The organism is Enterobacter sp. DVT3837 (assembly GCF_056238685.1).
This window is the reverse complement of the sequence record NZ_JBWDLA010000003.1, coordinates 35,229-47,424: the sequence shown is the minus strand read 5'-3', so window position 1 is coordinate 47,424 and position 12,196 is coordinate 35,229. Positions and strand designations below refer to the sequence as shown.

Genomic DNA, 12,196 nt, shown 5'->3' with positions numbered 1-12,196 from the left:
AGCATCACCCTAACGGTAATACTCCCGTCAGGGGTTTTGAGTTATATGGATATACCACGTCATACAACCGACCGTAGCCAGATGTACCGCACATTTATTTAACTGAGCAAGCATCTCAGCCGTAAAAAAAACCTGAATAACAGGTGATTTTCACGAAGGAAATCTAATTATCTGTTTAGTATTTATGAAATTAAACACTAAAGAGATAACCCCCCCCGACCTAAAAAGGCGGGGGAGTTATCGGGTTTAAAGCTGAGCAAGACATTCAGGAGCCCATTTTACTGGGAAGCCATCAGGTCCTGTTAATTTCAATACTTCGTTCCAGTCGATTCCTTTCGTCCCTTCAGGAATATCGAAATCTGGTTCAAAGACTTTAATTGTCAGCTCTGAAGTGGGATATCGCTTTGCAAAAAACTCTTCCATTCGGGCCTGAAGTCGTATTGCTGACTCCATACCCGGGCAAGCGCCTCTTGAATTCACAACATCCTTATCCGCCCAGACGTAAAACTGTATTTCTTTCACATCCGGAGGAGGCAGTAGACTATCCGGCACTTCAACGTTTTCAAGACACCAGGCAGAGCTCGCAGCCCAACACGGTGTTGAAGTCGCTTCAGTTACTGACAGCGCGTTTTCTATGCCTTCAGCCACACCTAACGTCCAGGTACGGGTACCTGAGTTGTAGTGTGGGTCGTACAGCTGAATTGAGCCGCCGGTCATATCGGCAGGCGGTTTCATCATCAGTTTCGGATTCTCTACCCGAGCCTTATCACCATTTTTCTCTACGAACGTTCTATGGATTGTCAGAGGACGTCCCCGTGTATCACGATAAATTGCGATCATTCCCGGGTAAGTTGACGGTTTCTCTAGTGACTTATCCATATAGTAAAGTCGGTTGTTCAGACCAAGATCCTTAGGCAGATTACTCAGAATTCGTTTAAGACCACGATTTCGGAGATACATGCCCACAGGACTCCCTGGCTTGATTTCACCTGTATAGTGATATAACACTTCAAGTTTACGCAGCCGTTTTTCAACTTCATCGCTATCAAGCGTTTCGGTTGCACGAACTGTTGATTTATAACGCCGTTCACTTTCGAGATCCGCATCAGTTAACGGAGCGTACAGATCCATACCAAAGAAATCAGTCAAGATCTTCTTACAAGTCTGGGTTTTGCTCAACTTGTAATACTCTGCCAGCACATCAATACCGTCACAAAATGCATTCACAGGGAAATCATTGTGAATAGCACAACCGGTATAGAGGTCTTTTTTTCGGAAACGGAACTTTGATTTCCCGTCCCCGGTGAAGGGGCAAGGAACCTGGCTAGGTGCTTTATCACAAGCATCTTTAAATGCCGGTATTCTATCGAATACATAGCGCCAGCCAGAGGCTTCCGCAACACGAGCGTGAACCATTTTAATAAAGTGCTCAGATACTTCATGTGGTGTACGCTTAACAGCCGGTGATGCATAAGTCATTTTGTTCTCTCTTATCTGGCATTGTGGGTTTCTCAATGCCCTCTGCGATGCAGAAAACAGGGAGAAACCCACAACGCAGAATCTAAGAATAAGGGCCATAATGGCCCTTAACAATTACGCTTCAGACTTGAAGCCATTATTTTCAAGACGCTGGATAAAACCATCAACCATTGATGTTGCCATTTTTACATTACCCTCCGGTATAGATACATCCCGGAGAATTACTTCTTTTGGCAATTCACTTTTGACAACTTCACCCATGCGACCAAAAATACGGACACGATGCATCATCCCGACTTTTTCATACTCGACACGGTAAGTCTTTATCTGAGTCATATATTGCTCCTTAATCCTTCAGGGAGCAAAACGACCCAACCGGGCGTCATTTTGCCCCGATTGGGTAGAGTTAATTAGATAGAATTTGATGTACTAATTTACTGACCACATTCGGCAGTAAAGAAATATCATCAACATTTACGAAGGTGCCCTCATCAAAACCAATTAACTCATCAGTTTTAATGCCTACACCAGCGATTTCAATACCGTTACTTTCAGCTACCGTAAGAACATCACTAATGGTGTAATCAGACTCTGTCGGATAACCATCAGTAATAAGGAAAACAATTTTCCTGTCAAACTGGCTTTCAAGTAACAATTCTACAGCAGCCATTAAGGCGGAACCCGTTGGGGTATTATTCCCTTTACAGCCGAGTGAAAATTTTGAAAGCGTCTCTTCCGCGTTTTCATCAAACGTTTTGATAACTTCAAAGTCTTTGTCGACAAACGGATAAATCACATTAGCAACGTGCATTTTTGAATTAGCTTCAATCGCCAAAGTTAATGCAAGGTCAGTCTTAATTGCGTGGATATAACGGTGATCCAGAATCATAGAACCTGAAATATCACGAACAATAACCAAGCCGACGTGGCCCCGGTTTTTAGATTCGCTTTGCGACCGGAATACATCCCTCACACCCATCGGAGACTGGATCAATCGATTAATGTCGAATGACAAGCCTCTATCACGGGTTTTAAATTGACCACGCATTTTTACCTGCTGTAAAACAGATAAGTCTGCCCCAAGAGTCTGACTGATATTTAATGCTTCATTGTAGACATTCAGATCAATAAGCAAATCTGGAAGATCCCACTCATTTGCACCAAATTCAGCTTTAACCTCATCCGACACACTGGCAGCAATTACGGAGATTTCATTTGCAAGAGCCTCATGAAAATCTTCACTTTCCTCATCGCTGTTAAGAAAATCATCCAGCAATTTGGCAAGGATACTCCACTGCTCAGGAGAAAAGTTACTTTCCCCATCGGAAGGATTTCCATTGGAACTGTCGATTTGGGAAGGAGTTCCGTCAGCATCATACGAGTCAGGGTTAGCCGATTCATCGGTTTCGGGCTCTCCATCAGGTTCACCGTTACCGCTCTCAGCACTTTCTTCATCCCCTTTAGATTGCTCTGACGGCTCATTATCTTCCATAGGTGCTTTACCATTACCAGCATCATCGTCTTGCTCTTCGGAATCTCCATCCCCTTCACCCTGGTTGTCACCATTGGTTTCGGAATCAGGTTCATTCTCAGAGCCAGATGAATTGTCTGTGTCGTTTTGCGGGTCTTTATTCTGATCCTCTTCTTGCTGTTTCTCTTTGGCTTCATCCCGTAAACGCTCTAAAAGAGCCAAGGTTTTACGCGCCAGAGAATCGCAATTTTGCGTACTTTTGCAACTTAGAGCCTGATGAATAATCTCATCAACTTCTAAAATTACAGGCTCAAGGATTTTCTTTGCATAATCGAAAAATGGATCAAGCGTTTCTTTATGCCCTTCTTGCTGGAGAACGTTAACCCGCAATGTATTAAGCAGGAACATTTCAATAAACTGAACAGGGTTTTGAGGGCTTGAAGAAACATCAACCGTCATTCGCCCAGCTTCAACCATCAAGGCATAACTTACCGCGAGGCGCTTTTTTGCCTCCTGATAGTCAATACCCGTTTTCTCTTCCATCTGGACATCATCAAAGAGATTAATAAGTCCATGTAGACGGTAAGCCCGGGCATATGCGATTTTCTTTTGTTTAAGGGTTTGAAATTCAGCGTTCAGCTTATCATCTATACTGATGAAGCCATCTGCATTAATCAGTTCCCCAACAAAAGCTTCACGGTATACTTCATGTTCTGTATAGCGACCGTGTCCAGCTTCATGACATATAAACCCTTCAATTAGCTTGACGAATTTCTCATCGCTATAATCACCATTAGGTAATACACAAACGTTCTTTTCGCTGTTGAAATAAGGTGTATGTACCTTATTGTCTATTACAACATTAAGACCACTTATACCGCTTATCACGCTGGCTATATTCGTCAGGCGTTGAATATGGCGGGGTGAAGATTTCAAATCAAATTTCATTTGAGTACCTTTAATTAATAAAGGGTACTCACCCAGATGGTGAAGTACCCATCTGGGGTTATTTTTACAAGACTAAATCACCAGCCGTTCAGTTCGAGTTCGCTGTTAAAAGCACTATTACTACCACTGGCCTGAAGGGAAACATCTTCTTCAGGGACAACAGCAGACAAAGGTGCAGTTACTGCGTTTTTCTCAACTTCTTCAAGCGGATCTTCTCTGAACACATTTGCTGAAGAAAAAACATCATCCTCAAAAGCATTCTGAGAGTTAGCCGTATTATCCTGTGAATCAATATTGAATGACCGGGTAATGGAATCCAGCCAATCTGTTACTTTCTGCTCACCAGAAATAATACGTTTCAGCATTGACGCATCACTCATGAAATAGAACCATTGCTTTAACACCGCAACATCACGGGGAGAAGAAATGGCGCCTTTGGGTAAATTATTCATGACGTGCTTGATAGCTTCTGCAAGAACAACCGCCTCTTTATGAATGAACATAAAGCTAATGATTTTATCTTGCATCTGTTTTAATCGGTCAATCGTGCTGGAACGCAAATTATCATTTTTACTGATTTTTGCATAAACCTTCATAGCTTCATCGGCCAAATCGATTATCAGTTGTTCCTGATAAAAGTCCTGTGTTTCATCCCCCTCCACACTAATCGGTGAAAACGGAATGAAATGCGCCAGATTAAACCGGAATGATTTAATAAAATCATCTTTCGTTAATTTCAACTGGTCGATTAAATCTGACATCAACGGACTGCGATCTTTCTCAGCCTGAATATGAGTGTCATAGTTATCAACCACATTCTGGATACCGGCTTGAAATTCACGTTCAATTTCTTGTGCCTCTTCCAGAAACTCCTCCATTCTTTCGACAGGCAAAATCCACATATTGCTATAGCGGATACACAACCGTGAACAGAGTGTTGAAATTCGACTAGTGATAGTGCTTTTGAAACTCAGTGCCTTTATGTCTATCCAGCGAACTTCACTTTTAGACACGCTCTTCTGGTCCGTTATATCATCGCCGCCATAGGACAGTTCGATTTTATCGGTACGCCGAGAGCCCTGACAACCACTGATTTCGATTTTTGTTATAACAGCACCTTCCAACAAATCAGGATGTGCTTTTACAAAGTTATCACAGATTTGCTTAGCGGAAACTTTATTAAGTTTAGAAGTATTGAAAGTCATAGGTTTTCTCCAGATTAAAAAAATGGGAAAACCTCCCTGTCGGGAAAGATTTCCCGATAGGGTTAAGATTATTACTTCTCAAGTGTTGTTAAAAGAATTCCAGGAAATTCACTCTCGACAGACGTCGATTGAATACTTCCTTGATACATGAATCCTTTTGATTCAAGGCCCTTAATCATGGCTTCCATATCTTTGTCACAATCTTGATAACAAATAAATGAATAGTCATTATTGTGCTGCTTAAGACCTATATATTGATTTCCTTCCTGTGCAATCGCGAAAGTTTCATCCCCGTCTGCACTCAAAAAACCGTAAAACGAAAGATGAGCAAAGTCTGTCACAAGGCATTCAGCCTTCTGATAACTCGTCCCATCTATAACTACTTTTTTGCAGTGTAATACTCCATTGTACGGTTCTTATCGTCACCGAGTTTTAAATCGATGGCTTCCAGCACCATACCACTGGCATGTGCAGGCAGAGCCGACGCAAAAGCAATTTTAAACGTATCCAGTAAGGACATGGTCTTTAACGTCATCGACGTTCCAACCCATGCCACAAGCTGACGAATATCCATTACACTGTCTTCAGTTCCTATGTTGTTTACTGCAACGGCTACCGAAACGAATTTTTCAATTACCAGCATAGGCAGGCTATTGTAGCGTTTAAGCAAAACGTTGGTTAATGCAACCTCTGAAGGCCTTTCCATCTCCACAATCAGGAAGCGTTTAATAAACGCTGCATCCTGCCGCTGTGATGAAACGAACTTACGAGATCCCCCACTCATGTTTGTGTTTGCTGTACCCATAAACCGCGTAAACTTATTGGCATTAACCACTTCGCCACCGTTGGCGGCTAGTGACCAGGGCTTACGCTCTATAGGCATATGCAGCTTCGCGGCGGTATCAGGGTCAATCTTGTCCACTTCATCCAGAAGAATGAGGTGGCCTTCCTGAAACGCCGTTACAAGCTCGCTGGGCACAAAACTGGTGTTTCCGTTAATGAGACTACGCTCACCTTCAAGTTCATCAGCACGAATATTACTGTTGATTTGCTTTATGGTTAGCGGCCAATTCAGCATATGGCTAATGTACATTGCCATTTCAGTCTTACCAGAACCAGACTCCCCTTTCAGGCATACACTTAAATCTATATCGTTACTTACGAGCAATTGTACTACTTGCTCAAGTATACGAGCATTCGGTATATAATCCTTATTCAGGTTTGCACGATGTGGAGATAAACGTTTAAATACTGGAACTATCATATCCTCGGACATTTCAGGAATACCAAACAAATCTTTGGCCTTAACCAGGTAATATTGTTCCTTATTCGCATATGCTTTTGTAGATATAACATTTGCGGGTAACAGATTACCAATATTTTCTTCCAGTAATGAATTTTCGGTTTCTAATATAGTTGCGGCGTTAGTCATTTTTAAAACTCCGGTAAAATGCAAACACCGCCCGCTGGCAGATGTTTGCCAGTGGCATATTAGTTGAAGGTCATCTTACACGCTGTAACCATCTGTTTTCTGATAGCATCAACGTTGTAACCAAGATGAGTCCCTACAATTTCGAATACTTCAGATTCAATCCATTCGAACTGGCGCTCAAATGTAGGGTTTACGATAACCCAACCTGATGTATCCCTTAATGTTAACTTGTTATTTACGACAAGTTTTTCAAACAAATTAATTGTTGATTTAAATGCTTTAGAATAGACATCCATTATATCCCGATCAGTCCATTTTACTGCCAGTTTATTTTCTGCCAATAAATAGTCACGGTCGAAAAAGATATCCCATCCCATATCTTCTTTACAATCATGCAAAATAATCTCTTTATCCTGATGATATTGAGATAATTTAACATTTTCACTTTCAAAACTGTGCGTGTATTCATACAAGCTTTTTTTAAGCTCTGACCTAAACTCAATAGCATCTATACCATGAGTGGCACATGTAAGCTCAAATGACTGCGACATATACCAACGTGTTTCTGCTTCAAGAAGCGGATTCACTTTGATATTTCCGAATTCATCAGTTGTATAGAGTGATTTTGTAAAGACAAGATATTTAACGTTTTCCAACGACTCTTCCATTGCGACGACGTATAACTGATATACATCTTCAGGAGCCCAGTCGATAACCAGACCACCTAATTCTGCATTGTATTCTTCTAAAGTGAAGAGATAATCAGTTTCAGAAGCAAAACTAATTCCATGCAGAATTTGATTGTTGAGTAATTTGGAACAATGACCTAGCAATGCAACATCATCCGACACATGAGGCACCAGTTCCGGGCCAGAATGTTTTTCTTCTGATTGCATGCTTTGCTTTTGGGCTATTGCATTATTTATATATTCAAGCGGAGACTCAACTATGGGTATTATTTCATTTTCCTCTTCTTCAAAATCGAATATAGAGAAAAAATCCATTTGTTTACCAATAAATGATGTCGAGCTAATTTTTTGTTTCATGGGGCCTCCAAAGGGAGATCTCCCATGAAGGGATTTCTCCCCTTTAGGGTGGTTTAAATGTCAGATCTGTCTAAAGCTACTTTGCCCAAAACCCTTGGGGGGTTTAGGTATGTGAGCTAACTTACTTGTTGCAACGACTCTCATGTAGTCAAGAGGGTGCTCTCTCCCTTCCAACGTGACAATATCCACAACAAGATAACCGGAGACCATTAACTCATCACCTTGATTTATACCAGTGAAACAGCCTGAATACATTTCTGGTGACACTTTGATTTGAATAGAAAATTCTCTCTCAGCGATTTCACCATTAATTTCAGTCTTCATTCTGTTTTTGAGCTTTATTAATAACCCAACGTTACCGTCAGTCATTTCTTTCTCCATTGCACTGATAACTATCCCGGACACTTTAACTTCATTAACATATTCAAGATGTGACATTTCTTCTCTCCTCATTTTAATCAAAGAGAAGCCCTGTCAGGGTTCCCCCTTAACAGGATTAAATAAATTTATTTACAATGAACATCAATGACATCATGCCAAGAACAGCAAAACAAAACGTCTGACCAAAAGGTCTTGGTTCTTTAGCTGTTTTAGCGCTATTGGCTTGAGTCAAAAGTTCATCAATTGTTAACTGCCGTTTTTCTGCCTTCATTTTGTCATCTAAATATTGCGCTTCTCGTTTTGTGAGAAATTCAATTTTAGATTTGATAGCATGGTCCCAGCCTTTGGAATCGAAAACGCTCAATTCACTAAAGGTATGTAGCATGAGTTCATCAGGAAAACCTAATTCTTTCATTAAGGGACGGACGGCTGCATACAATGCATCTACAGTTTCATAATGTGCCTTTGTCACTTCATTAAAGCGATTACGCAATGCTAATTTATCGCGCTTCACAATAATTTCAGAAACCCAGGCAATCAACTGATCATTTTTTAACTCTCTGGATTTATCGAGTGAATAATCTAGGTCATCCACATCAAGGAATGTGTTCAACCCATACTTTTCAAACTCTTCATTTAAAAACTTATCCAGTTCAGCTAAAGTTTTAAACATGGGAATTGCAGGTGCTTCTTTGAGTAGCTTATAAGCCTTCTCAAAGTCAATTGGATTGACATGAATTTGCTGCATTTCTACATGATAATAAGTTGAAAAAGCTGAAAGCTTTTGGGCCAGCATAGAAACCGATTTTAAAGAGTTCAGTTCAATTATAGTTGGTCCGTCTTCATTCAAAATAACAATAAGGTCATTATCATGCCCTGAGTAAATAATCAGAGATTCCAATAACTTCTTGTTAACTGCCTTGTCCATATCCGGAATCAGATCGGCGAAGGCCAGAAGAAGGGCTTTACTGCGTGCTTTGCTTTTAGACATTTGGGGTCACCTATATATAGTAAGAAGGAAGGAATAATGGAATATTCCAACACAAAGGCAAAGCCTGTCATTCATCTCCCGTAAGCTATGAACCGCCTGATTTATACTTTCTGGCATTAGAAGTACGCAACGAAAATAGCTCAATCAAGAGCTAAATTAGTTACGATTTGGTAAATTCGGTTTGCCTTTTTACGGGCATAGGAAAGGCACCAGCGACAAAGGTGACATTTTGCCGGTGGTGCCTTGCAGCTTAAGTAAGCTGGCCGCTTTTCACGGCTGAATCCGCGCTTAATGCGCAAAGTAACTTTTGTCAGTTACTTGAAATGTGGGAGCGATAATACAAAGCTCAATATTCTTATACAACATAGAGTCATTATTGTAAATACTGATTGGAAAATTCTTCTGTTAAATTTGATTCTATTCTCATATTCGCTGCCTCTTTCAATTTTTCTTCGGCGCATTCGCTTAAAAAGAAGGACGGATCACCGTACCACATTACATGCAGCTGTTGTTCTGCTCGTGTAAATCCTACAAATAGAAGTCTTCTCTCTTCTTCAATCGCTTCCTGCCCCACTGATCTCTTGCTTGGGATCTGGTCAGCATTGCAACTCATAATAATGACTTTTTTCCATTCTAGCCCCTTCGAACCATGCAATGTCGATAAAACTACTTTATCCGGCGTATATTCCTCATCCTTCTTTTTAGGCCCCAAACACATCGCCGCAGCTCGATTTATCATGTTTTGCCAGCCATTTTTCTCAGCCCATTGCTTACAGGTATCTAACGCAATTCGTGTCAGTGAAGGTGAACCTTTCTGAGTCCTCATTTTTATTGATGACAATTCCATCCATTTAATCAGATTTGCGAAGCGCTTTTCGATTTCAACTTTATCCCGAGTCTCCTGTGTAAACCGGGTGAAGTTTGAGTGAAGTGTTCTTGTTTCCAGGGAACTTGCATCTGGGATGCTCAGTTCACCAAAAGTTACTTTTCTCCCTTTCATGCTAAATGCTGTTTGATCCAAAACTTCTTCATTTTCACCGAAAAGCGCCAGCACCCTCTTCATTAATCGAACATCGTTGGACTGCCGAAAGAAAGCCATCAGATGCAGTACGTCGCTCGTCTCTTTCTCATCCCAAAAGGACTTGCCTCCATAACGAAGAACCGGCTGCTCTATGAGGCTTTCAAGCTGATCAAGATGTGCATTACCTCTGCTAAGGATTGCCCAGCCATTTGGGTCTTGGTTAATTAGATTGAGGATGCCTTGAATCTGTTCATCCATATCAACATATGAGCGGAAATTAACTTTTCCACCACCACTTTTAGCTGAACGCAGATCCTTAACGTATCTGTAAACATTTTTTTCAATCAATGCCCCTGCAACCTTAAGAATTTCTGGTTCACACCTGAAACAGGTATTTAGATAAAATATGTTTGGCCTGAATTGTTTTTCAAATTGCTGGAATATTTTTACCCCGCCGGAGGCCCTGAAAGAATAGATTGCCTGATCATCATCCCCTACGATGCTCGTGTTAACACCACCCCTTGTATGTAGTGCGATCCAGGCATACTGAATCGAGTCGGTGTCTTGCACCTCATCTACAACTAAATGCGTCAAATTTAGTGGCTGCATTTTTCCTGAGTGCATCTGGCCCACGACAAAACGTGAGAGTGCATTTAAGTCAGCTACGTGGTCTTTCTGACATATTGCCTGGTATGTGTTGAACAAGTGGATTTGTTGACGCGTATGGCGAACTGAAATGATGTCTGTATCCATTTCCCTTCCAATCGCATCAATAGCAAATTCAGCTTCCGGGTAACGGAAAGGCGCGCCTGACTCCTTTAACGCACGATGAATTACAGAACGCTGTGCCGAGCTAATCAGCATCTTGCCCTTCCAGTTGACCATGTCCAGTTGCATCCGGATAAAGCCGTGGAAAGTATTTACCAGCACCCTATCCTGGTCTTTTTTACTTAACCGACTTTTCAGCTTTTCAGCCAATGAATTTGTTGCAGCGCGAGTAAATGTGACCATTCCAACCTTGGCATATGGGAACTGCCTGAGGATTGAGATCACAGCCTCGATCATCGTAAATGACTTCCCAGACCCTGGTGCTGCAATAACCATATTATTTGCGTTTGCATTTTCAATGATGACCCTTTGCTCATCTGTTGGTTTACCCATAAAAGCCTCTGAATATTTAGTCCCACTGATTATACGATTTAATTTAGAGGGATTTTTCTTTACAAGACTGGTTTTTGTTCGCTTCACATTTTTTCATTTTTTCTGCATTTTGGTTGTTTGAGAAACTGACGAGTATGAAATAATGCTTCTAGACAAAAAAATCATTCAAAGAAGGGTCTCAAATGAAAACTAAACGTTTTGTATCTCTGGTTTCTGCTTTTGTTGCCAGTGCATCGCTGGTTGGTTGTGCCCGGGATGCTGGTAAAACCCCGAATTCTGCACAGCACAGCGACACTCATGGGCTCTACTGGCATGCTAATTCTAAAGACTCGGTAGCCAAAAATGCTTACTCTTTGGCCGGTTTTGACGTTACTTTTAATGAAGAAACAGTCCAGCCGGGTGGCGATGCAGATAACTTGCTTTCCAAACTGCTAATTAGTGGCTCTATGGGCTATGTTACAGGAGGGCTCAGTGGATTAAGTATTATGAGTTTGGGATCAATGTACAGCTCCTCTGACGCTGAATATATCCAGGTTAACCAATACGTCGTCTTTGTCCCGAACCCTAAAAAACTTCCTTATAACGATGAAAGCTTAGTACGTGCCGGTGCTGCATATGTTTATAATCACACCAAAGAGTCACAGGTGGCACTCGGGTTCAATCCTTCGAAGCAAAGTGCGGCTCTGGCTTCATGCAAGATTGATATGGCAGTGATGAATAAATGGAGTACCTGCGACCTCCCTTCAAAGCCAGCTGCCGACGTAATGCCGACTAAGTCCATGTACAGCTTCCAGGTTATTCGCCCAGCGTCTGGATCTGAAATCCCTCAACTTAATCTACCTGCCGGTGATTATTCAGTAGTTCGTTACGTATTCATTCCATTTAAAGGCAATGAATCTAGTACTAACTTCTCAGGTATTATTTTCCGTTCTGACAGTCCAAAATTCACTACCCCAGGTGGCGTTGCTGCATCTATTAACGGTAAAGATTATTATCTTTTCGCAGGAGAATATGGTCAGAAGGGTTTCCCTGAAAAAACTCTTAAAGCAAAATAAAAATAA

The 12,196-nt window shown here is 41.3% G+C and carries 11 protein-coding genes; 1 reads left to right on the top strand and 10 read right to left on the bottom strand.

The genetic code is table 11. The features are described 5' to 3' along the window. Positions 1–246 precede the first annotated feature (246 nt). The 10 genes from AC0XWG_RS23260 to trhI form a co-directional block, all read right to left on the bottom strand. Positions 247–1,479 carry a DUF7146 domain-containing protein gene (locus AC0XWG_RS23260; protein WP_032610499.1) on the bottom strand — a complete coding sequence of 411 codons (1,233 nt, stop codon included), beginning with the start codon at positions 1,477–1,479 and terminating at the stop codon, positions 247–249. A 114-nt stretch (positions 1,480–1,593) separates the two neighbouring features. After that, a complete protein-coding gene (locus AC0XWG_RS23255) occupies positions 1,594–1,815 on the bottom strand; it encodes a hypothetical protein (protein WP_015063134.1) in 222 nt (73 codons plus the stop codon). A 70-nt stretch (positions 1,816–1,885) separates the two neighbouring features. After that, on the bottom strand, positions 1,886–3,898 hold the full coding sequence (locus AC0XWG_RS23250) for a vWA domain-containing protein (protein ID WP_015063133.1): 2,013 nt from the start codon (positions 3,896–3,898) through the stop codon (positions 1,886–1,888). Between the two features lie 77 nt (positions 3,899–3,975). After that, a complete protein-coding gene (locus tag AC0XWG_RS23245; RefSeq protein ID WP_015063132.1) occupies positions 3,976–5,103 on the bottom strand; it encodes a DUF3150 domain-containing protein in 1,128 nt (375 codons plus the stop codon). A 71-nt stretch (positions 5,104–5,174) separates the two neighbouring features. After that, entirely contained in the window at positions 5,175–5,444 is a 270-nt protein-coding gene (locus tag AC0XWG_RS23240; RefSeq protein ID WP_032610391.1) for a hypothetical protein, read from the bottom strand. A gap of 38 nt (positions 5,445–5,482) precedes the next feature. Beyond that, positions 5,483–6,535 (bottom strand): ATP-binding protein, encoded by a 1,053-nt coding sequence (locus tag AC0XWG_RS23235; protein ID WP_022652173.1) that lies wholly within the window; start codon positions 6,533–6,535, stop codon positions 5,483–5,485. Positions 6,536–6,594: 59 nt separating this feature from the next. Further along, a complete protein-coding gene (locus tag AC0XWG_RS23230; RefSeq protein WP_022652172.1) occupies positions 6,595–7,581 on the bottom strand; it encodes a hypothetical protein in 987 nt (328 codons plus the stop codon). Between the two features lie 60 nt (positions 7,582–7,641). Continuing rightward, on the bottom strand, positions 7,642–8,019 hold the full coding sequence (locus AC0XWG_RS23225) for a hypothetical protein (RefSeq protein WP_022652171.1): 378 nt from the start codon (positions 8,017–8,019) through the stop codon (positions 7,642–7,644). A gap of 58 nt (positions 8,020–8,077) precedes the next feature. After that, entirely contained in the window at positions 8,078–8,953 is an 876-nt protein-coding gene (locus AC0XWG_RS23220) for a hypothetical protein (RefSeq protein WP_040115163.1), read from the bottom strand. A gap of 373 nt (positions 8,954–9,326) precedes the next feature. Then, positions 9,327–11,135 carry an IncHI-type conjugal transfer helicase TrhI gene (trhI, locus tag AC0XWG_RS23215; protein ID WP_015063127.1) on the bottom strand — a complete coding sequence of 603 codons (1,809 nt, stop codon included), beginning with the start codon at positions 11,133–11,135 and terminating at the stop codon, positions 9,327–9,329. A 182-nt stretch (positions 11,136–11,317) separates the two neighbouring features. Here trhI and AC0XWG_RS23210 point away from each other — a divergent pair, with 182 nt between their 5' ends. Continuing rightward, positions 11,318–12,190, top strand: coding sequence for a hypothetical protein (locus AC0XWG_RS23210; protein ID WP_015063126.1), 873 nt, complete (start codon positions 11,318–11,320; stop codon positions 12,188–12,190). The last annotated feature ends 6 nt before the right edge of the window (positions 12,191–12,196 follow it).

Coding starts and splice junctions, on each gene's coding strand:
- AC0XWG_RS23225 (WP_022652171.1), bottom strand. CDS start 8,019: ATGTCACATCTTGAATATGTTAATGAAGTTAAAGTGTCCGGGATAGTT.
- AC0XWG_RS23255 (WP_015063134.1), bottom strand. CDS start 1,815: ATGACTCAGATAAAGACTTACCGTGTCGAGTATGAAAAAGTCGGGATG.
- AC0XWG_RS23220 (WP_040115163.1), bottom strand. CDS start 8,953: ATGTCTAAAAGCAAAGCACGCAGTAAAGCCCTTCTTCTGGCCTTCGCC.
- AC0XWG_RS23260 (WP_032610499.1), bottom strand. CDS start 1,479: ATGACTTATGCATCACCGGCTGTTAAGCGTACACCACATGAAGTATCT.
- AC0XWG_RS23250 (WP_015063133.1), bottom strand. CDS start 3,898: ATGAAATTTGATTTGAAATCTTCACCCCGCCATATTCAACGCCTGACG.
- AC0XWG_RS23230 (WP_022652172.1), bottom strand. CDS start 7,581: ATGAAACAAAAAATTAGCTCGACATCATTTATTGGTAAACAAATGGAT.
- trhI (WP_015063127.1), bottom strand. CDS start 11,135: ATGGGTAAACCAACAGATGAGCAAAGGGTCATCATTGAAAATGCAAAC.
- AC0XWG_RS23235 (WP_022652173.1), bottom strand. CDS start 6,535: ATGACTAACGCCGCAACTATATTAGAAACCGAAAATTCATTACTGGAA.
- AC0XWG_RS23210 (WP_015063126.1), top strand. CDS start 11,318: ATGAAAACTAAACGTTTTGTATCTCTGGTTTCTGCTTTTGTTGCCAGT.
- AC0XWG_RS23245 (WP_015063132.1), bottom strand. CDS start 5,103: ATGACTTTCAATACTTCTAAACTTAATAAAGTTTCCGCTAAGCAAATC.